Origin of the sequence: Catenuloplanes nepalensis, from assembly GCF_030811575.1 — a bacterium.
Taxonomy (GTDB): Bacteria; Actinomycetota; Actinomycetes; order Mycobacteriales; family Micromonosporaceae; genus Catenuloplanes; species Catenuloplanes nepalensis.
The window spans coordinates 6,800,747-6,821,482 of sequence record NZ_JAUSRA010000001.1 but is presented as its reverse complement, the minus strand read 5'-3'; the positions used below and the strand labels follow the sequence as shown (position 1 = coordinate 6,821,482).

Genomic DNA, 20,736 nt, shown 5'->3' with positions numbered 1-20,736 from the left:
ATCCTCCTCAGGTACACATCTACCGGGCCAGGCCGTGCTGGTAGGCGTAGACCACGATCTGGACGCGGTCGCGCAGGCCCAGCTTGGTGAGGATCCGGCTGATGTGCGACTTGACCGTGGTCTCGGCGACGAACAGCTCGGCGGCGATCTCCGCGTTCGAGCAGCCGCGCGCGACCAGCAGCAGCACCTCGCGCTCGCGGTCGGTGAGCGCGTCGGCCGGGCCCGGACCGGCCTCGGGCAGATAGGGCGTGAAGCGCTCCAGCAGCCGCCGCGTGGTCGACGGCGCCACCACGGAGTCGCCGGAGTGCACCACCCGGATCGCGGACAGCAGGTCCTCCGGCGGCGCGTCCTTGAGCAGGAAACCGGACGCGCCGGCCCGGATCGCGGCGAACGCGTACTCGTCCAGGTCGAACGTGGTCAGCACCAGTACCCGCGGCGGGTCCGGCAGCGCGCGGATCCGGCGGCACGCGGTCACACCGTCCACCGTGGGCATGCGCACGTCCATCAGCACCACGTCGACCCGGTGAGCGCTGACCGCCTCGATCGCCTCGCCGCCGTCGCCGGCCTCGGCCACCACGGTCAGGTCCGGTTGCGTCTGCAGCAGCATGCGGAAGCCGGTGCGGACCAGCCGCTGGTCGTCCACCAGCAGGACCCGGATCATTCGTTCTCCTTGTCGAAGGGCAGTTCCGCGCGAACCCGGAAGCCGCGCTCCGGGCCGGGCCCGGTCTCCAGCCGGCCGCCGGCCGAGGCCACTCGCTCGCGCATGCCGGTGATCCCGTGCCCGCCGGGCGTCCCGGCCGGTCCGGCGCCGGTGTCCGTCACCTCGACGGTCAGCGCGGTGCGGCGCCAGGTCAGCGTCACGGCCGCGGTCGTGCCCGGGCCGCCGTGCTTGAGCGCGTTGGTCAGCGCCTCCTGCACCACGCGGTACGCGGTCAGGCCCAGCCCGGCCGTCACCGGCCGCTCCCGTCCGGTGACGCTCAACGTCGCAGGAATCGCCGCGCCGTCGACCAGCGCCTCGATCGCCGCCACGCCCGGCTGCGGCGCCGGCCCGTCGCCGGCGCCGCCGCTGTCGCCGCTGTCGCCGCTGTCGCTGCGCAGCACGCCGAGCAGGCCGCGCAGCTCGGTCAGTGCCTCGCGGCCGGTCGACGAGATCGTGCCCAGTGCCTCGCGGGCCTGCTCCGGCGCGGTGTCCAGCGCGTACCGCGCGCCGTCCGCCTGCACCACGATCACCGAGACGTGGTGCGCCACCACGTCGTGCAGCTCGCGTGCGATCCGGGCCCGCTCCTCCGCGACCGCGGCCCGGTCCAGCGCGCGGCGCTCCCGCTCCAGCCGGTCCGCGCGCTCGGCGAGCTGCTGGTACCAGCGGCGGCGGCTGCGCGTGGCGTCACCCCAGATCCAGCCGACCGCGAGCGGCGCCGCGTAGACGGTCCACAGCACCAGCATGCCGCCGGCCGTCAGCCTGACCGGGGCCTCCAGGCCGGTGGCCAGCCGGGCCACGACGAGCACCGGCGCCACCGCGATCCAGAACAGGCCGGACCAGCGCGCCCAGCCCGGCCCGTCGGTGGCGACCGAGTAGAGCACCATCGGCATGGCCAGGTAGACCGGCAGGAAGACCACGGTGTCCGAGGCCGCGACCAGCGTCAGGCCGGCGGCCAGCACCAGCAGGTAGGCCGCGTCCGGGCGGCGGTGCCGCAGCACCATGCCGGCCACCAGCGCGATCATCACCGGCCAGATCAGCACGCCCGCGAGACCGTCCGCGACCAGCGCGAACGGGATCGAGGACACGCCGAGCGGGACGGCCACCAGCCCGGTCAGCACCGAGGGGTGTCGCCGAAGCCACGCGTAGACCCGGTGCACGAGCCGAGCGTACGTGCCCGCCCGTACCCTTGATCCCGTGAGCCCGCGCCGTAACCACCGCCGCGATGAGGGCGGCCCGGTCGACCGGGACCGTGCCCGTCAGGGTGTGCAGACCGTGCAGACCTGGAGCGACGGCGAGTGGCTGGTGCGCGGCGTGCCGCCGACCAACGCGGTCAAGGTCTACCGCTGCCCCGGCTGCCAGCAGACGATCTCGCCCGGCGTGGCGCACATCGTGGCCTGGCCGGCGGACGGGCGCGGCGACCTCACCGACCGCCGGCACTGGCACAGCGGCTGCTGGAAGGCGCGCGACCGGCGACTCCCCGGCCGCTAGAGAGGATTCTTCATGGCCCCGATCCGCGCGAACTCGATCCTGCCGGCCCGCCGGGAGGACATCGAACTGCACACCGCCGACGGCCTGACGCTGGTCGGCGAGCTGGCCCGCCCGCTGGACCGAGACCCGGTCGCGACGCTGATCTGCCTGCACCCGCTGCCCACGCACGGCGGCATGATGGACAGTCACGTGTTCCGCAAGGCCGCGTGGCGGTTGCCCGCGCTGGCCGGGATCGCGGTGCTGCGCTTCAACACGCGCGGCACCAGCAGCACGCGCGGCACCAGCGAGGGCGCGTTCGACAACGCGCGGGGGGAGCGGTTCGACGTGGCGGCCGCGATCGAGTACGCGGAGTTCGAGGAACTGCCGAACGTGTGGCTGCTCGGCTGGTCGTTCGGCACCGACCTGACGCTCAAGTTCGGCTGCGACCCGTCCGTGACCGGCGCGATCCTGCTCTCCCCGCCGCTGCGCTACTCCCAGCCGGACGATCTGAGCATCTGGGCCGAGACCGGCAAACCGCTGACCGCGCTGATCCCGGAGTTCGACGACTACCTGCGCCCGGCCGAGGCGGCCGACCGGTTCGCCCCGATCCCGCAGGCCGAGGTGGTCGGCGTCGACGGCGCCAAGCACCTCTGGGTCGGCGACGCCGAGACGGTCCTGAACGAGGTCGTCACCCGCGTCGCCCCGTCGGTTCCGGTTCCGCTCCCCACGGACTGGGACGGGCCGATGGACTCCGGCGACTCCAGCGCCTACGCGGACCGTACCGTCGCGGCCTTCAACGATGTGCCGGTGACCGGGCCTGAACAGCGAAAAGCGTAAACAGATATTCCCGCTTCCGGCGTGGCTGAGTTCCGAGTGCTCCCGCGGGCACCGGTCGGCCGCGGGCGGCCTCCCTGCCGGTCGGGTGGGTGGTCCGGAACCCCCCGAAACCCATGATCGAGGCGTCCCCCGGGTAGTCGGAGCCAGCTGGAGGACGCCTCGATCATGAAGGCTGGATCTCCCGGACCGGGGGAAGATCGGTGGGGGCGGGCCAGCCGGGGAGCCAGGTGGCGCGCTGGGACCAGACCTCGCGCCAGTAGCCGGCGCGGCCGGTGAGGCGGGCACCGGCGGCGCGCAGCGCGATGCCGGTGATCAGCAGGGCGCGCCCGGCGCGCGCCTTCGCGGGGGACCAGCGCAGGCGCAGGTAGGTGGTCTTGCCACGGAGGACCATGACGCGCTTGCCCACGCTGGTCGAGGAGGCGCCGTTGACGTGCAGCACCTTGGCGTCCGGGACCAGCGTGGGGGTGGCGCCGGCCTCGGTGGCGCGCTGGGAGAGGTCGATGTCCTCGCTGTACATGAAGTAGTCCGGGGTGAAGCCGCCCAGGCCGGTGAAGAGCTCGCGTTCGATCAGCAGCAGGCAGCCGGAGCCGGCCGGGACCGGGCCGGCCAGGTCGCGCGGGCGGTCCGGCAGTTCCTCCGGGTTGAGCAGCGCGGAGCGGCGGAAGATCGTGGAGAGCCCGGTGGCGAAGCAGAGGTAGCCCCAGAGGCTGGGCAGCGCGTAGATCGAGCGGCCGTCGTCCGCGCCGTGCACGTCGAGCGTGCGGCCGACGTAGACGCGCGCGGCCGGTGCGGCGCGGGCGAAGGTCAGGAACGCGCCGATCACGTCGCCGACCGGCTCCGCGTCCGGGTTGAGCAGCATCAGGTAGTCGCCGGTGGCGTGCGCGGCACCGGCGTTGACCGCGCGGCCGAAGCCGACGTTCACGGCCAGGCGGACCACCCGGACCGCCGGCAGCGCGGCCGCGATCGCGTCGGCCGAACCGTCCGAGGACGCGTTGTCCACCACGATCACCTCGTACGACGCGAGGCTGGGCGTGGCGAGCAGCGTCCGCAGCCCGCGGATGGTCAGCTCGCTGGTGTTGTACGAGACCACCACGACACTCACGTCGGTCATGACGCCGGACTCCCCTCTACGCGGCGGTGATGCGGTGATCGGCACCAGGCGGGTGACTCGCTCATGCCGCTCCCGCCCGGCTCGACTCGTCCCGTTCCCAGGTGGTGCTCGGCGTCCGGCGGGCCTGCAGCGCGGCCAGCACGGTCAGGCTGAAGTAGATCACCCCGGCCGGGGCCAGCCAGGGCTTTCGCAGCACCACGTCGCGCAGCCAGGACCATGGGTCGGCCTTCCGGGTGCCGGCCGAGGCCGCGCGCAGCGCCGCGTTGCCGGAGCGGACCCGGCGCAGGCGGCGCAGCAGGTCGGCGGTGCGGCGCGGCGTGGCGACCTCGGACGCGGCCTCGTCGACGACCACGCGCTCGTGCGCACCGAAGAGCGAGTCGAGGAACAGGTCGTCCGCCATCACGGCCGGGAACTCGTCGAACCGTGACCGTCCGGTGGCGGAGAGTGCGATCACGCCGCGCCCGAACAGGCCGGTGCGGACCGCGGGCAGCCGGTTGTGGATCGCGAAGTAGGCGCGGACGGCCAGCGGGCGGCCGGTCAGGTCCAGCTCGCGGCGCGGGATCGCGACCAGCGCGCCGGTTCGGCGCAACGCCTCGGCGAGCCGGTGCACCGAGCCCGGCGACAGCGTCACGTCACCGTCCACATAGAGCCGCGGGAAGCCGGAGGCGAGGCGGTCGCCCGCGTTCAGCGCCGCGGTCTTCGAGCCCTCGGCCAGCTCGACCACCTGCACGTCGCCGCGGCCGCGGGCGATCGCGGCGGTGTCGTCGGTGCAGCCGTTCGGCACCACGATCACCTGCACCCCGGGGCCGGCCACGCGATCCAGGCACCGGTCGAGCATCGCCGCCTCGTTGTGGGCGGGAACCACCACGCTTATCACCAGTGCACGTTCCTTTCGCGGCAACGCTTTGCCTCCGCGAGTCTTTCCGCGCCGCCATGGAAATGGCAACAAGCTCAACGTTGTGAAACGTGCCCGTCCGGTGCGGCATATCCGATTTTTCGCTTCGTCAAGCGCCGGATGTCGCTTAGCCGACACGCTGTTTGGCTTAAGTGACCTTGTAAACCCGCAGGCCAGGCGGCCATTGTGGCGTGACGGCCGACAACTTTGAGATCCATCGAACAACGGTGTACGGCCTCGATTTCTAGCGTTCGTGGGGAGTGGTTTACGTGGCCAGGGATCGGCGGCCGCACGTCGCGATCATCGTGGTGAATCTGCCCGTGGAACGGGATCGCCGGGTGATCCGCGAGTGCCTCGCCCTGGAGTCCGCGGGTTACCGGGTCACCGTGATCTGCCCGCGCGGCCCGCAGGCCCTGACGCAGCTCCCCGGCACCCGGGACACCGCGATCCGCTCGTTCCGCCAGCCGTTCGCCGGCTCCGGCGTGCTCAGCTTCGCCGGCGAGTTCGCCTGGTCGTTCCTGTGCGTCACGCTGCACCTGCTCCGGCTGCTGGTCACCGACCGGGTCGACGCGGCCCAGGCGTGCAACCCGCCGGACGTGTTCTGGCCGCTGGCGCTGCTGATGCGCCTGATGGGCAAGCCGTTCGTCTTCGACCACCACGACCTCAGCCCGGAGCTCTACCGGGCCAAGACGGACACGCCGAACCCGGTGGTGCTGCGCATCCTCACGGTCTTCGAGCAGCTGTCGATGCGGTGCGCGTCCTGGGTGCTGTCGACGAACGAGTCGTACCGGGAGATCGCGATCGGGCGCGGCGGGCAGGACCCGGCGCGGGTCACCGTGGTCCGCAACGCCCCGGCCAGCAGTGAGATCACGCACGCGGCCGCGCCGGAGGCCGGTGGCCGGAAGCGGATCGTCTACCTCGGCGTGATCAACCCGCAGGACAACGTGCGCGCCGCGGTGCTGGCCGCGTCCCGCCTGGCGGAGACGCGCGGCCGGGACGACTGGGAGATGGTCATCGCCGGGGACGGCGACAGCCTGCCCGAGGTGCGCGCGCTCGCCACCGACCTGGGCCTGGACGACGTCGTGTACTTCGCCGGCTGGCTCGGCGGCGACGAGGTGGACGCGCTGCTGGCGTCCGGCACGATCGGCATCCAGCCGGACCAGCCGGACCCGATGTCGAACGTCTCCACCATGGCGAAGACCGTGGAGTACGTGGCCCGCGGCCTGCCCGTGGTCGCGGTCGACCTGCTGGAGACGCGCCGCACCGCCGAGGGCGCCGCGGTCTACACGCCGTCCGCGCTGCCGGAGGAGTTCGCGAAGGCGCTGGACGCGCTGCTGGACGACCCGGAGAGCCGGGACCGGATGCGGGAGATCGGGCTGCAGCGCTTCCACAGCCGGCTCGCGTGGGAGCACCAGGCCGCGGCGTACCTGTCGGTCTGGTCCGAGCTGGTCCCGATGCCGGCGCCGGTCGCGGCGGAGATCCCGCGGCAGCGGGAGGCGGAGTGGTTCCCGTTCGGCGACGACCACAGCACCGACAACGACCGGGTCGCCCGGGGATGACCGAGGAGAGGTCCGTGTACCTGAGCAGGAGGACGATCGTCGTGGCCGTCCCGCTGCCGGCGGGGGCGGCGGCCGTGCCCGGCGCGGGCCGGCTCCGCGGCGGCGTCGACGGATGACCGCCGGCAGACGGCGCGCGCTGTTCACCGGCAGGCGGCGAGTGCTGATCGTCGGAGTGCTGGCCGTGGCGCTGGTGGCGGTGGCCGGGGTCGCCTACGCCGGCCGGGCCGGGTGGTTCCCGGGTGACGAGCCCGGCGACCAGTACCGGCTGGCGAACCCGGTCCCGCCGTCCGGTGGCGCGGCCACCCCGGGCGGGGCCGGTGGGCTGGGCGCGTCGCCCGCGACCACGGGTTCGCCGGACTCGTCGTCCACCTCGACCTCCGCGCCGTCCTCGCCGTCCGGGGCCGCGCCCGCGGCGCCGCCGGCGCCGGAGGTCGTGCGGCCCGGCGAGGGCAGCACCGGGGTGCCGGACGGCGTGACGCTGACGAAGTACACCGGCCCGCTGAGGATCACCGCGGCCGGCACCGTGATCGACGGCAAGCAGATCGACGGCTGCCTGGATGTGCGGGCCCGGGATGTGGTGATCAAGCGGTCGAAGCTGACCTGCGGCGACATCATGATCAAGATCGAGCAGAAGACCGCGAACCTGACGATCGAGGACAGCGACCTGGACGGCGCGCAGACCGGGTTCGTGGCCGGGTACTGGAACTACACGCTGCGCCGGGTCGACGTCCACAACATCGAGGAAGGGCCGCGGGTCGGCAGCAACGTCATCATCGAGGACAGCTGGTTCCACTCGATGCACCCGGCCGCGTCGGACGAGGCGCACCAGGACCTGATGCAGACCAACGGCGGGTCCAACTCCACGATCCGCGGCAACGTGTTCGACGCGACCAGCACGGTGGCGGGCGTGTCGTTCAACGCGGCGTTCCAGGTCGGCGCGGAGTTCGAGCCGCTGGAGAACGTGCTGGTCGAGGAGAACTGGTTCAACGGCGGCGGCTACACGGTCAACATCCGCAACGATCCGCAGATCAGCAACGTGCTGTTCCGCAACAACGTCTTCGGGCCGCGGCACGGATACGGCGAGGTCTCCCGCGCGGACTCACCGGGAATCATCTGGGAGGACAGCAACGTCTCCGAGGCCGACCGCAGACCCGTCTGGTGAATCCCGCCGGGTCGCCGCTGCGGAACGCCGCTCACTCCGACGCCGAAAGCTTGGTACTGCCGGACCGGTAGCTGATCACGTGTCGCAAATCGTTGTCATCCGGCGCTTTCAACAACGATTTGCGACACGTGGTCGCTTCCAGGAGTCCCCGTCGCCGCCTTTGTGGTGATATTTCGGGCATGGCATAGGAGGGGCCGGGACGCCCAGCGGAGCGCCGTGCTCGTCGATCAGCCGGACCTTGGTGAACGCGCCGATCGCGTCCGGCCGCTGGTCGAGCAGCTCCACGCAGCGCTGGAAGTAGGCCGGATCGTACTCGTCGTCCGCGGCCACCCACGCGTGGAGCTCCGCGCCGCTGAGCGCGAAGACCCGGTTGAAGTTGCCGGGCGCGCCGATGTTGGTCTCGTTGCGCACGTAGCGGAACCGGGGATCCTCGGCCGCGACGGCCCGGACGATCGCCGCGGTCGCATCCGTCGACGCGTTGTCACAGACGGTCACCTCGAAGTCGGTGTACGTCTGGCGGCGCAGGCAGTCCAGCACCGCAGGCAGGTATCTCTCACCGTTGTGGACGGGCAGGCCGATACCGAGCCGGGGCATCGTGCGGCCTCCTCGCTGTCAGGGTTGGTGCGATGGTTCTACCAGGCAATTCCTGGTTACTGGAACCCCGTACCGGCCGGTCTGTCAGTTTTCTGCGGTGGTCCTGGCCGTTCGGCCCCGGCGATTCGCGACCCGGGTCCTGTCATCCGACGCCGAAGCGGCAGCGGACCTGCGGTTTCTCGTCCCGTGCTCTTAAGATCAACTGCTTGCCGTTGTACGTCGTCGCTGCTGGGAGCCGTTCGATGAGTGAAGCCGGGCCGCACAGCAGCGGAACCGTCCGCCGGGCCGTCGTCTGGTCATATGTGCTCACCGGCGGTAACTTCGCGGTGACCGGCGTCGTGACCTTCGTGATGGCCGCGTTCGTGCCGCCCGCCGAGTTCGGCGTGATGGCACTCGCGCTGGTCTGGGTCACGTTCGCGCAGATGCTCATGCAGCACGGCCCGGCCCAGGCCGTCATCCAGCGCGAGGACGTCACCGACCGGCACTTCGACGCCGCGTTCTGGAGCACGCTCGGATCGGCCGTCGTCTTCGCGGTGGCGCTGGCGGCGATCGCTCCGCTGTGGGCGATCTGGAACGGGACACCCCAGCTGGCGTACGTGTGCTGGGCGCTCGCCCCGGTGATCGTGCTCAACGCGCTCGCCGTCATCCCGGACGCGATCCTGCGCCGCCGGATGGACATGAAGCGCATCTCGCTACGGGTGCTGACGGTGGCGCTGATCTCCGGCGTGCTGGGTGTCGGCGCCGCGGTCGCCGGGCTGGGCGTGTGGGCCTACGCGGTGCAGCAGATCACGATGTCCGCGCTGACCGCCGCGGTCGTGTGGACCGTGACCGAGTGGCGCCCACGGCGCGGCGGCATCGGCCCCGCGCTGCGCGACCTGCGCCGGTTCTCCCTGCACTCGCTCTCCGAGGTCACCGCGTTCTTCGTCTCCAGCCGCATCGACGCGCTGGTGATGGGCGCGTTCTTCGGCCCGGCCGCGATCGGGTTGTACCGCTTCGCGGTCCGGATCGTCGAGATGGTCAACAGCGTCGCCGCCGGCGGCATCGGTCAGGTGTCGCTGGCGGATCTGGCCCGGCTGACCGCGGACCGGGAGGCGTTCGGGCGGCGGCTGGGCCAGTTCGTGCACGCCGCCGCGATGCTGATGTACCCGGCGCTGGGCATCCTCGCGGCCACGGCCGGCCCGCTGCTGCGGCTGGTGGGAGCGGAGTGGGAGCCGGCGGCGGGTGCGCTGCGGGTGCTGTGCGCGGCCGGTGCGATCACGATGATCGGCAGCATCCTCACACCCGCGGTGCAGGCCGCCGGACGGCCCGGGGTGGGCGCGGTGATCGGCTGGATCGAGGCGGTGGTAGCGGCGATCTCGATCGTGGCGGTCGGCCTGTGGATGCGCGACGCCGCGGTCAGCCTCCAGGTGCTGGCGATCGCGTGGACGGTCTTCGCGGTGCAGGGAACGATGACGGCGGTGTACGTGTGGGTGGCCCTCTACCGCGTGCTGCACCTGAAGGCCCGGACGGTCCTGCTGCCGTCACTGCCACCGCTGCTGGCCGGTCTGGCGGCGCTCGGCACCGGATTGCTGGTGGAGTCGCTGCTCCCGTCCGGCCTCCATGTCCTCCCGAGCCTCCTGCTCACCGCCTGTGCCACGCTCGGCGTGACGGCGCTGCTTCTCGTCGCCCTGGACCACCGGGCCCGTAGCCTGGTGTCGTCCCTCGTGCGTCGCTCCTGATCACGGAGAATTGCTGAACGCTGCCAGGGTCTCCCCGACCGTCGAAACGGTCCGCAGGACGCGGTCCAGGGGGCCGTCCAGATCGGTAGGGGACGCGGTTACCAGTTCTTCCAGTGGCAAAGCGCGCACGTCGCGAAGCTCAGCGTCAGGATCTTGTCGCGCTGCTTCGTTGGGCTTCACAGAGGCACTCCCGGATTGACGCAATTTCGATGTTCTTTCTACCGTCTTGAGCCAAGCCGGCTCGGGAGCGGCACGTTGATTTTGCAGGTGCACCGTACACCTGCCCGGGCCGGGAGAATGCGTACATTCATGGTGGTGGCTGCGGCGGGTCAGGTGGGCGGGGGCTCCACATCGACTTCGCCGTGCAGCCCCTGGCGCAGGGCGGACACGTGGGGATGGCCTACACCGAGGGCCTGTTCCAGCCGTGCCAGAGCGTCGTCGGCCGAAGGGATCCGCTTGTCGTCGCGAGCTCCCAGCAGACCGTAGTTGACCGCGCACGTCAGCGTGTCGGGATGGTTCTCACCGTGGACGTCGTGCATGACGGCCCACGTATCGGCGAGCAACGCGATGGCGGATTCATGCTCGTCCGGCACCGTCGCGAAGTCATTGGCGAGGCCTACCGCGGCGGCGAGCGTGTACGGGTGCCGGGGCCCGACGGTCCGACGGAGGGCAGACAACGTCTGATGGTCGATTTGCTGGGCCTTGTTGCGCTCGCCTTGAGCGCGCAGCACGATGCCGAGGTTGATGTACGCCGCCAGCGACAGCGGATTCTGCACACCGAAGCTGCGCCGGTACCGGTAGATGATCATGGTGAACAGGTCCCACGCCTTGGTGAACTGGCCGGCCGCGCACAGCGTGTTCGCATAGGTCATGATCGCGGCCAGTGTGGCTTCGTGATCGTCCGGATAGGTGGCGAGGCAGTCCTTCTGGTTCTCGTTACTGACCGCCAGGGCGCGATCGAGATCACCGGACTTCCGGGCGGCGACCGCGAGGGTCCTGGTCCCCAGCAGGACGAAGTCGTGGCGTGCCCCCAACTCTCGTCGGGTCTGCGGAAGGACGGTCTCCATGACCGCCAGCGCCTCCGCGTAGCGGCCGAGGCCGTAGAGATCACGTGCGATGTTGGAGCCGGACAGCAGGGTCCAGTTGTGGGTGGCGCCGAGCAGGCGCGCTCGTTCTCGCCGTACACCCTGGTCGAGCCGAAGCGCTTCGTCGTAGCGGCCCAGTTGCCGATAGCTGACCGCAAGATTGTTCTGAGCCCAGATTCGGCGGGTCCCACCGCCCGGTGACGGAGGAAGGAGGGCGAGGACGCCCTGCTCGAGATCGAGTGCAGCACCGTAGCGGCCTGAGATTCGGTAGAGCTGGCCCACCTGCCGAGCGATGTCCACCGCCAGATCGTGACCCGGGCCGAAGTCAGGATCGTCTCTGATGCTCTGCCAGAGTGCGTCCGCGGCCTTCATCGCCTCGGTGTACCGGCCTGCCTGGATGAGCGCCTCGCCCAGTCGCTGGCGGACCGTGTAGGTCTGCTCGTCCGGTGCGCCCGCCTCGCTCCAGGTCGGCAGCACCTCCTGCGCCAGGTTCACCGCCTCGTTCGGGTCTCCGGAGAGTGCTAGGTACCTGATCTGGTCGAGCACGACCGCCCTGGCCGCGCCGTCCAGGTTCTGCACCAGGCCGGAGACGCGGATGTGCCTTCGCAGCTGGGAGTGGAGGTCCCAGGTGACCTGGTCGTCGGGGCGGCCCGGGTTCGCGACGCTGAGCAGGCGGTGCGCGCTGGCGCGGGCGAGCCGCAGCTCGGCCTCGCTCAGCGTGTCCCGCACGATGAGCTGCACCAGCCGGTGCACCTCCAGCCGCTGCGCGTCGTCGCCGACCCTGGCCAGACCGTACTTGCCGAGACGCCCGACCGCCGTCTCGAGTTGATCCTGATCGTCGACGATCCGGCCGAGCGGGGCGGGAATCCGGGTGCCTCCGGCGCGGCGGAGCAGTGCCAGCGGGATGGGCTCGGCCGCGAGACAGGAGAGCATGTCCAGCAGCCGGGCCGCACCGAGGGACTCGTGCCGGAGCCGGTCGTAGGCCAGCCCGAACGCGCTCGCCACCGTCTGCGAGTAGCCGGCCGGACGCTGCTGCGACAGCACCGCCGCGGCTCGGCTTTCCAACTGTTCGAGGTACTCACCGACCGGCGCGCGCGTGTACGACTGCATGGCCGCGACCTGCTCCAGCGCCAGCGGCATGTCCCCGAGGAACTCGGCGAGCTTGTCCGCGTCCGGGGAGGAGATCCGGTGGCCGCGGGTCCGCAGCAGCTCGACGCTCTCCGCACGCTCGAACACGTTCACCTCGAGCAGCCGGCCGCGTCCCCGCCAGCCGGCCGTGTCCCTCGTGGTGATGATGACGTCTCCCCCGGAGGTCGGCAGGAACTCCGCCACCTCGGTAGCCGGCCCGGCGTTGTCGAAGACGATCAGCCATCGCCCCGCGTCCCCGGACTCCAGCCGGTTGAGCACCGTCCGGACGGTCTGCATGATCGACCGGCTGTGTTGTATGCCCAGGTGATCCGCGATCCGGGTCATCTCGGCCGGAGTCGCGCCCGGCTGCTCCGCCGGAATCCACCAGATGTGGTCGTAGTCGCCGCGGTACCGATGCACGTACTCGATCGCGATGTGCGTCTTTCCCATACCGGCGGGACCGTGCAGCACGACCGGCATGAATAACTGCACCGCCAGCTCGGCGACGATCCGATCGAGAAGGTCCTGCCGTCCGATGAACAGATTCTGCGGGGGCAGTCCCTCGCCGAACGGCCGGCCGGGGTGGCGGGTGATCGCCGACATCGCGTTCGGCTGGGCGGAGTGGCCGGAGCTCCGCCCGCGCTGCCGGTCGTCCTCCGCCGACCACAGCAGGTGAAAACGGCGTACCTCCGCCTCGGTGTCCGGCTTCACCACCGCCATGGTGGCGAGCTGCCGGACGACGCACTCCACTTTGATCCATCGAGGCAGCACGGCGCCCCGGATGATCGCGCTGACGGTCTCGTGACTGACCGTGTCCGGCATGTCGTCCCGGTCGCGGATGGCGTCGCTGACCTTGCGGTACGCCGGGCGTCCGGCGGCGCGGTAGAGCAGTTGCAGCTCGGCCAGGAACTCGGATCGCGAGATGTCGGGGCCGCCTGTGCCGGAGTCTCCAGGGGTCACCCGTCACGCTCCACGTCTCGCGACCGCCGACATCGCCACCGGTGCCAACCAGCGTCAAGTTCTGTCAGGTTGTGGCTTCCATGGAACTACATGATTGCGGTGCGAGTAAATATGTGGCGCTGAACAAGGCACGTGCCCCGCGGGATGTCAGTTGTAGGGACGGAAGACCGGCGCGACCGGCCTGCCCCGGAGGAGTCCGTCCACGCTGCCCGCGTCCAGTGCCTTGGCATACACGCCCAAGGCAGCGTCCACGACCTCGATGGTGCGGTCCACGTCCGCGTCCGTGTGGGCGAAGGAGATGCTGAAGGACGGGGCGATGATGCCGCCCGTGATGAGTTCCTGGAGGAAGAGGGTGCGGAAGGGCTGGGAGCGTTCGCCGGACGCGTCCTTCGTGTAGTAGATGAGGTTGCAGTCGCGGCCGAGCACGCCGAAATGGTCGCTGACGCCGTGCCGGGCGGCGGCCTCCGTGACGCCGGCGGCCAGGCGGGCGCCCTGGCGGTAGAGGGTCTCGATCACCGGCTCGGCGGCGTAGACGTCCATCACCGCGATCGCGGCGGCCAGCGCGTGCGTCTCCGCGCCGTGCGTGGTGGAGAGCAGGAAGACGCGCTCCCGGTCGTGGCGCAGGCCGCCGAGCTCCATCACGTCCGGGCGGCCGACCAGTGCGGAGATCGCGAAGCCGTTGCCCATCGCCTTGCCGTAGACGGCGAGGTCGCCGGTGACGTCGTGGACCGCCTGGGCGCCGCGGTCGTGCCAGCGGAAGCCGGTCAGGGTCTCGTCGATGACCAGCAGCGCGCCGTGCTCGTCGCAGAGCCGGCGAACCGCGGCGAGGAAGCCGGGCGCGGGCGCGGTGGTGGTCTCCGCCTCCATCACGATCGCGGCGATCCGGCCCGGGTGCGCCGCGAAGACCTCCGAAACGCTGGAGACGTCGTTGTACCGGAAGCCGGCGGTGAGCGCGCGGACCGTGCCCGGCACGCCGCCGGGCATCGGGGTCGCGCCGATGAACCAGTCGTCGGTGGAGAAGAACGGGTGGTCGGTGCAGATCGCGACCATGTCCCGGCCGGTGTGCGCGCGGGCGAGCTTGACCGCGGCGGTGGTCGCGTCCGAGCCGTGCTTGGCGAACTTGACCATGGCGCCGTCGTGCCGGCCGACCAGTCCGAGCAGGCGTTCCGCGGCCTCGACCTCGATCGCGGCCGGCCGGGTGAAGTTGCTGCCGTGCGGCAGCGCGCGCATGACCGCGTCGACCACGGGCGCGTAGCCGTGGCCGAGCGTGACCGCGCGCAGCCCCATGCCGTACTCGACAAAGGAATTGCCGTCCACGTCCCAGACGTGGGCGCCGGCACCGCGGACGATGAAGCCGGGCGCGTCCTCCGGGTACTGGTCGTCGCCCTTGGCGTAGGTGTGCGCCCCGCCGGGGATCATGGCGTGTGCGCGTTCCCGCAGGCGGCGGGATTCGTCGAACCTCATGACGACTCCTTCTTCAACGATCCGTCCGCGTTCTCCCACGGCGGCTTCTCCAAGACCCCTCCGGTGACGCGCCGGCGGAGTTTGCCGAGCCGGATCCGGGCCCGACGGGACTCCGCGACCGCGCCGAACGTGGCCGCGCTGCGCAGGCGCGTGGCCAGCGGTTGATCGGCCGTGGCCAGGAACGTGCGCATCACGTCCGCGATCAGCACCTGGTGGTCGGCGCCGGGCTTGGCGCGCCGGGCGGCCTTGCGCGCCTTCATCGCCAGGCGCGGTTCGTGGTGCGCCAGCACGTCGGTGCGGTCGCCGCCGAACGTCATGGCCGGATGCATCCGGCGATAGAAGAGCCGCGCGGGTACGACCTGGAAGCGCCCCTGCAGCACCAGCTCCGCCACGATCCGGGCGTCGCTGGAGAGGTACTGCCCGAGCAGTCTGGTGTTCCGCAGCGCGCCGGTGCGGATCACGCCGAACAGCTCGTTGAGCAGCGACCAGCGCTGCGCGAAGTGCGCGAGACGCCTGACCGGGCTCGGGTCGGTGAGGTCGAGCCGGTCGTCCCAGTCGCTGACCCGGTTGCCGTCCGCGTCGATGATCACGGTCTGCGGGTACGCGCAGACCACGCCGGGGTCCGCGTCGAGCACGGCCACGCACTCGCGGAGCAGCGACGGCGCCATCAGGTCGTCGTGCGCGGTGAGCCGGAAGTACTCGCCGCGGGCCAGCGACACGACGCGGGCGAAGTTGCCGGCCTCGCCCAGGTTCTCGTCGTTGCGGTGGATGCGGAACCGGGGGTCGCGCGCCGCGTACTCCTGGCAGATCTCCCAGGTCCGGTCCGTGGACCGGTTGTCGCAGACGACGACCTCGAAGTCGGTGAAGTCCTGGGCCAGCACGGACTCGAACGCGAGCGGCAGGTACCGCTCCACGTTGTACGTGGTGAACCCCAGAGTGACCTTGACGGGACGTCGCGAGCCGGACTCACGCCCGCGCCGGGGGCCCTGCTGAGCCGATGACTCGCTCGCGAGCTCGCTCATGCGACCAGCAGCTCCGCGTCCACGCCGAGCGCGCCCAGCTGCGCCGCGATCTCGGACTTGTAGGCCGGGTTGGTGATGATGACGGCGGACGGCTTCAGATGGGTCAGCACGTCCGGCGGGTCCACCCGGTGCGCGGTGACCGGCAGGTAGCGGCCCCACTTGCGCGGGTTCACGTCGACCACGGCGGCGAGCTGCCGCGTGCGGTCCGCGAGCGTCAGGAACTGCACGCCGCGGGAACCGGCGCCCCACATCACCGGGTTCGCGCCCGCGGCGACCAGCTCGGCGATCCGCTGCTCCCAGCGGTCCCGCTCCTGGTGGTGCCGCCGGGCAAAACCGGAGACCGCGGCGAGGGTACGGTCGCGATCTTCGACGCGCGCCGCCGTACCCGCCGAAGAGGTTTCGTTGGCGGAGATCTCGATGTAGCGGAACATGCCGTGGAAGAACGTGCCGGAGTCCTCGACGGTCCAGCCGGCCCGCTCCACGATCGCGGTCAGTGCGTACGCGTCGAAGTAGGACACGTGCGGGTAGATGACCTCCCACCCCGCGGTGGACAGGTCGTAGCCCGCGTCCGGCACCTCGATGTACCCGTGCACGACCCGGTCCCCGGCCCGCTCGCGGAGGTCGGCCAGGAACTCGAACGGGTCGGCGATGTGCTCGAACCAGTGCCGCGTGGTGAACAGGTCGAACTCCGGCAGCGCCGCACCGCGCGGCGCGTATCCACTGTGGAACACCGCGCCGGACGGGTCCGGCCCGGTCGAGCCCGCGTACATCGCGTCGAAGCCGTGCCCGGACGCGCCGCTCACCTGGCACAGCTCACGGAGGAACTCGCCCTGCCCGCACCCGACGTCCAGGATCCGCTTGCCACGCAGGTCATAGCGGTCGGCGAGCCGCTCGCACAGCTCCGCCGAGAACGCGGCGAACGCGGGCGAGTGGTGCAGGTTCGTGTCCATCGTCGTGTCGTAGACCATCACCGCGGGGTCGAACGCCACGTTCCGGACATAGCCGCAGTTCGGGCACGCGGCCAGCGTCATCTGCCCGACCGGGCTGTCCGCCGCCTCGCCCGCGTCCGCCCAGTGCACGCCGCACAGCACCGGGATCTCGCCGAGGTCGCCGAAGACCTCCAGCTCGCCCGCGCCGCAGGCGTCACACCTGCTCATGCGGTGGTCCAGCGCAGCTCGCCGTCCAGCCTCCCGGCCGCGGTCAGCGCGTTGATGCGCTTCAGCCGCTGGTGCCGCTCACCCATCAGGTCCTCGAGGGCCAGACCGTGCCGGCGGTACGCCTCGACGAGCTGCTCGATGCCCTTCGCGACCGTCCACTGCGGCGCGAACTCCGGCACCTCGGCCGCGACCAGGTCACACGTGACCCGGTAGTTGCGCAGGTCCGTGCCGGCGCCCTCGGCGAACGTGACGGTGCCGCCGACGAGGTCCCGGACCAGGTTGGCCACGTCCCGGATCAGGTAGTTCTCCGACGTACGCCCGATGTTGTAGGCCTTGGAGTGGATCCGGGTGCGGTCGACCGTGAGCAGCGCCTCGAACGCGGCCGCGATGTCGTCCGCGTGCACGAGCGGGCGCCACGCGGTGCCGTCGCTCTGCAACCGCACCTGGCCGGTGTGCAGCGCGTGCCCGACGAGGTCGTTGACGACCAGGTCGCCGCGCAGGCGCGGGGAGAAGCCGTACGCGGTCGCGTTGCGCAGGAACGTCGGCGAGAAGTCGTCGTCGGCCAGCGCCAGCAGCCCCTGCTCGGAGAGGTACTTCGACTCGCCGTACGGCGTGACCGGGTTGAAGCCCGCGGTCTCGTCCAGCGGCGCGTCGTCGGTGCCCTTGCCGTAGAGGCTGCACGAGGAGGAGAACAGGAAGCGGGTCGCACCGGCCGCCTTGGCCGCGCGCGCCAGCCGCAGCGTCGACCGGTGGTTGACCTCGTAGGTGAGGTCCGGGTTCAGGTTCCCGATCGGGTCGTTGCAGATCGCGGCCAGGTGCACGACCGCCTCGACCCGCGCGTCGCGCAGCTGGTCCGCGGTGACGTCGCGCAGGTCGGTGCGGATCGCCGGCACCTCGACCGGCGCCGGGCCGATCAGGCAGTCCGCGAAGAGCCCGGTGTCCAGGCCGACGACCTCGTGGCCGGCCGCGACCAGCCGGGGGACGAGCACGCTGCCCAGGTACCCCTCGTGTCCGGTGACGAGGACGCGCATGCTTCTCTCCCATGTTCTCGAAGTGCTTCCGCAACCACGCTAGCTGCGGCGATACGGGTTTTCATCCGCTCAACGTTGAGTCCAGAATCAGTCGTTCGTCAGGCGGGGGGCGGAGCTTCGGACCATTCGGGCCGGATGTGTGAGGCGCCACACCGCGCCGGTCGCGCCGGTCAGCAGCGCCAGCATCGTGCTGTACGTGGTGAAGCCCAGCGAGTCGAACGTGGCCGCCACGGTCACGGCGATCAGTTGCACCGCGATCAGGCACGCCGCCAGGTGCCGATCCTCGGGCCGGGCCGCCCGCCGGTAGGCCAGCACGCCCAGCGTCAGCGCGGTCAGGTGCAGCGTCGCGAGCCCGGCCACGCCCAGCACGCCCATGGTGACCAGGTGCTGCAGCCACTCGTTGTCGACGAAGAAGTAGATCGTCGGGATGAACGTGCCCGGCCCGCGCCCGAAGAACGGCCGCTCCGCGACGTACGCGAAGATCACGGCGTAGTCGTCGGTCCGGCCGGTGATGCTCGGGTCGTCCGCCGCGCCGGTGAACATCGAGATGATCGTGCCGATCAGGCCCGGTTTGACCGCCATCAGCGCGCCGCCGAGCAGCACGCCCAGCCCGGCCAGGTTGATCCGCACCCGCCAGCTCCAGGCCGGCAGCATCGCCAGGCCGCCGACCACCAGCGCCACGATGCCGGTCCGGGACAGCGTCATCGGGATCGCCGCGCCCATCAGCACGCCGGCCACGATCGCCCACTGCCGGATGACCTTCTTCGTGCCGAACATCGCGTAGTGCACCGCGAACGGCAGCAGGATCGCCATCACGGTGCTGAACTCGATGTAGTGCTGGGCCGTGCTCGCCACCCGGAAGAAGCCGTCGCCGCGGGACATGAAGCCCAGCTCCTCGCCGTGGTGCAGGACCAGGCCGGGGACCTTGATGTACTTCGTGACGTCGAGCGCGAGGCCGGCCTGCAGCAGGCCGATGACCGCCATCACCATGCCGCACCAGACCGAGATCTTCAGCAGGCTGTCCAGCCGGTCCCGGTTCGCCACGCCGTCCGCGCAGACCAGCAGCACGCCGAGGAACGCGGCGGTGCCGATGATCGCCCGGTCGGCCGCGTTCGCCTCCAGCGACGGCAGGCCGCGCAGGTAGCCGGCCGCGTACGCGGAGAGCACGGCGGCCAGGTAGAAGATCGCGGCCCAGCGGACCGGCTGCGGGCCGCGCAGCGCGAGCCGCGGGTGCAGCTTCGAGACCAGCCAGCCGAAGAAGAAGACCATGCCGAGCAGCAGCGCGGGCCGGCCGAGCGAGCTGAGCTGCTGGACCACCAGGTCCTGCGGGAGCAGCAGGTTGAGCATGACGAGCATGCTGAGCAGCGCGGCGCCGTCGAGCAGGTGCCGCCGGCCGCGCGTGGTGTAGGTCGAGCCGACCGTGCCGACGTCCTCGAGCAGCGACGGCTCGAAGTCGACCGGGTGGTGCAGCGTGGCCGCGGGGCTGGTCAAGGCTTCGTGGCCTCGGTGGGCTCGGCCGCCGGGCGGGACCACGCGGCGTTGGACAGCGGCAGCACGATCGTCGCGTCCTCCGGCATCGGGCGCGGCTTCTCGGCCGGCTTGGTGGCCTCGTGCGCGGGCTTCGCGGCCGGGCCGCCGGCGCTTCCACCGGCGGTCTCGGCCGGCTTTCCGGCGGGCTTCTTCGCCAGGTTGATCTGCACGGCGGGCATCGCGGGCAGGGCCGGCTTCCGCGCCGGCGGGCTGTAGGCGGGGGCGCCGCCCGCGGTCGGCGAGGTGGCGTCCTCGGCCGTCCTGCGCTGGCCGTAGACCGCGCCTCCCGCCTTCTTCGCGGGCGCCGCGGGGGCCGTGGGCGTCGCAGGTGCCGTGGGCGCCGCGGGTGCCGCGGGTGCCGCCTTGACGATGGGGGTGGCCGGGCCGGCCACCACGACCGGCGCGATCCGCTGCGTGCTGTTGATGTCGGCCGGCACGACCGGCACCACCGGGCGCGGCGGGATGATCACCGGCACCGGCGCGGGAATCGAGGCCGCGCCCTCGACCTGGCGGCGGGCCCGGCGGCGGAGCACCGCGTCGACCGAGACGGCCACGCCGATGGTCAGGATCAGGCCGACGCCGAAGACCACCACGAGCGCGCGCTTGAGCTTCGTGGTGACCTTCTCCACGCTGTCCGAGTTCTCCAGCGGCAGCGTGGTGATCTTCTCACCGTCCTGCAGCCTGTAGGCCTCCTGCTTGGTGGCGACCTCCTCCCGCACGACCGCGATCAGCGCGGACAGCGCCTCCCGGGCCTGCTGCTCGGTCGGCGAGACCACCTCGATCGAGATGATCGGCGCGTTCGTGTCGAGCGTGGTGACGGTCCACTCGCCGTCGAAGCCCTGCGCGGCCAGCGAGTCGGCGAGCGCCTTGCTCTGCAGCCGGATCAGCGTCGCCTCGGCCAGCGCGGCCGGCTCCCAGGGGTTGACCTCCTGGGTCGTGCCGATCGCGGCCTGGGTGGAGACGGTCGGCGGGATCAGCGTCACGTTGCCGATCGCCTTGTAGTCCGGCTTCACCACGAGCGCCATCCAGACCATGGCGATCACTGTCAGCAGCAACAGCGGCGCGGTCAGGTACCAGCGTCGCCACAGCAGCTTGGCGACATCCGCGAAATCCATGGGGTCCTCTCGAGGATTCGATCGGCCGGGAATCGACCAAATATTTAAATCCCCGGACTCCCGATATGCGCACGGGCCGTGCTTCCTTGCTGCCAGAGCGCTCGCTAAAGGAGTCTGACCGCGATTCCCGGTCTTTGGCAACCCTCGACAACAGGGTCGAAAAGGACGTTGAGGCAGTCCGGTGACGTTTCGGCGATCTTC

The 20,736-nt window shown here is 71.2% G+C and carries 17 protein-coding genes; 5 read left to right on the top strand and 12 right to left on the bottom strand.

Translation table 11 applies throughout. From position 1 onward, the window contains the following. Positions 1 to 19: 19 nt before the first annotated feature. Together J2S43_RS29230 and J2S43_RS29225 are read right to left on the bottom strand one after the other, a co-directional pair. Positions 20 to 661, bottom strand: coding sequence for a response regulator (locus J2S43_RS29230; protein ID WP_306834655.1), 642 nt, complete (start codon positions 659 to 661; stop codon positions 20 to 22). Continuing rightward, the gene (locus tag J2S43_RS29225) at positions 658 to 1,857 is read right to left on the bottom strand and encodes a sensor histidine kinase (protein ID WP_306834652.1); all 1,200 of its coding nucleotides are present in this window, start codon (positions 1,855 to 1,857) and stop codon (positions 658 to 660) included. The genes J2S43_RS29230 and J2S43_RS29225 overlap by 4 nt, the downstream gene beginning before the upstream one ends. Positions 1,858 to 1,894: 37 nt before the next feature. Between J2S43_RS29225 and J2S43_RS29220 the strand changes: the two genes are divergently transcribed. Next, positions 1,895 to 2,188, top strand: a complete 294-nt coding sequence (locus J2S43_RS29220) for an Rv1322 family protein (protein WP_306834650.1) — start codon at positions 1,895 to 1,897, stop codon at positions 2,186 to 2,188. A gap of 12 nt (positions 2,189 to 2,200) precedes the next feature. Continuing rightward, entirely contained in the window at positions 2,201 to 3,004 is an 804-nt protein-coding gene (locus J2S43_RS29215) for an alpha/beta hydrolase (RefSeq protein WP_306834647.1), read from the top strand. A gap of 163 nt (positions 3,005 to 3,167) precedes the next feature. On the opposite strand, the gene J2S43_RS29210 is transcribed toward J2S43_RS29215, so the two are convergent. Further along, positions 3,168 to 4,115, bottom strand: coding sequence for a glycosyltransferase family 2 protein (locus J2S43_RS29210; protein ID WP_306834645.1), 948 nt, complete (start codon positions 4,113 to 4,115; stop codon positions 3,168 to 3,170). 61 nt (positions 4,116 to 4,176) lie between these two features. Next, a complete protein-coding gene (locus tag J2S43_RS29205) occupies positions 4,177 to 4,983 on the bottom strand; it encodes a glycosyltransferase family 2 protein (RefSeq protein WP_306834643.1) in 807 nt (268 codons plus the stop codon). A 296-nt stretch (positions 4,984 to 5,279) separates the two neighbouring features. Here J2S43_RS29205 and J2S43_RS29200 point away from each other — a divergent pair, with 296 nt between their 5' ends. Then, positions 5,280 to 6,569, top strand: a complete 1,290-nt coding sequence (locus J2S43_RS29200; protein ID WP_306834641.1) for a glycosyltransferase family 4 protein — start codon at positions 5,280 to 5,282, stop codon at positions 6,567 to 6,569. Between the two features lie 112 nt (positions 6,570 to 6,681). After that, complete coding sequence (locus J2S43_RS29195; RefSeq protein ID WP_306834639.1) at positions 6,682 to 7,731, top strand: hypothetical protein; 1,050 nt, start codon at positions 6,682 to 6,684, stop codon at positions 7,729 to 7,731. 108 nt (positions 7,732 to 7,839) lie between these two features. Here J2S43_RS29195 and J2S43_RS29190 read toward each other — a convergent pair whose 3' ends face one another. Continuing rightward, positions 7,840 to 8,325 (bottom strand): glycosyltransferase family 2 protein, encoded by a 486-nt coding sequence (locus J2S43_RS29190; RefSeq protein WP_306834638.1) that lies wholly within the window; start codon positions 8,323 to 8,325, stop codon positions 7,840 to 7,842. Between the two features lie 242 nt (positions 8,326 to 8,567). Between J2S43_RS29190 and J2S43_RS29185 the strand changes: the two genes are divergently transcribed. Continuing rightward, a complete protein-coding gene (locus tag J2S43_RS29185; protein WP_306834636.1) occupies positions 8,568 to 10,043 on the top strand; it encodes an oligosaccharide flippase family protein in 1,476 nt (491 codons plus the stop codon). 329 nt (positions 10,044 to 10,372) lie between these two features. On the opposite strand, the gene fxsT is transcribed toward J2S43_RS29185, so the two are convergent. The 7 genes from fxsT to J2S43_RS29150 form a co-directional block, all read right to left on the bottom strand. Then, positions 10,373 to 13,216, bottom strand: coding sequence for an FxSxx-COOH system tetratricopeptide repeat protein (fxsT, locus tag J2S43_RS29180; protein WP_306834634.1), 2,844 nt, complete (start codon positions 13,214 to 13,216; stop codon positions 10,373 to 10,375). A gap of 147 nt (positions 13,217 to 13,363) precedes the next feature. After that, a complete protein-coding gene (locus J2S43_RS29175) occupies positions 13,364 to 14,680 on the bottom strand; it encodes a glutamate-1-semialdehyde 2,1-aminomutase (RefSeq protein WP_306834632.1) in 1,317 nt (438 codons plus the stop codon). Continuing rightward, the gene (locus J2S43_RS29170; protein ID WP_306834631.1) at positions 14,677 to 15,702 is read right to left on the bottom strand and encodes a glycosyltransferase family 2 protein; all 1,026 of its coding nucleotides are present in this window, start codon (positions 15,700 to 15,702) and stop codon (positions 14,677 to 14,679) included. The genes J2S43_RS29175 and J2S43_RS29170 overlap by 4 nt, the downstream gene beginning before the upstream one ends. Continuing rightward, complete coding sequence (locus J2S43_RS29165; protein WP_306834629.1) at positions 15,699 to 16,859, bottom strand: class I SAM-dependent methyltransferase; 1,161 nt, start codon at positions 16,857 to 16,859, stop codon at positions 15,699 to 15,701. Before J2S43_RS29165 ends, J2S43_RS29170 begins: the two co-directional genes overlap by 4 nt. Further along, positions 16,856 to 17,890, bottom strand: coding sequence for an NAD-dependent epimerase/dehydratase family protein (locus J2S43_RS29160; RefSeq protein ID WP_306834627.1), 1,035 nt, complete (start codon positions 17,888 to 17,890; stop codon positions 16,856 to 16,858). Before J2S43_RS29160 ends, J2S43_RS29165 begins: the two co-directional genes overlap by 4 nt. An 87-nt stretch (positions 17,891 to 17,977) precedes the next feature. Continuing rightward, positions 17,978 to 19,381 carry an O-antigen ligase family protein gene (locus tag J2S43_RS29155; protein WP_306834624.1) on the bottom strand — a complete coding sequence of 468 codons (1,404 nt, stop codon included), beginning with the start codon at positions 19,379 to 19,381 and terminating at the stop codon, positions 17,978 to 17,980. Further along, on the bottom strand, positions 19,378 to 20,535 hold the full coding sequence (locus J2S43_RS29150; protein ID WP_306834622.1) for a YveK family protein: 1,158 nt from the start codon (positions 20,533 to 20,535) through the stop codon (positions 19,378 to 19,380). The genes J2S43_RS29155 and J2S43_RS29150 overlap by 4 nt, the downstream gene beginning before the upstream one ends. Positions 20,536 to 20,736 lie beyond the last annotated feature (201 nt).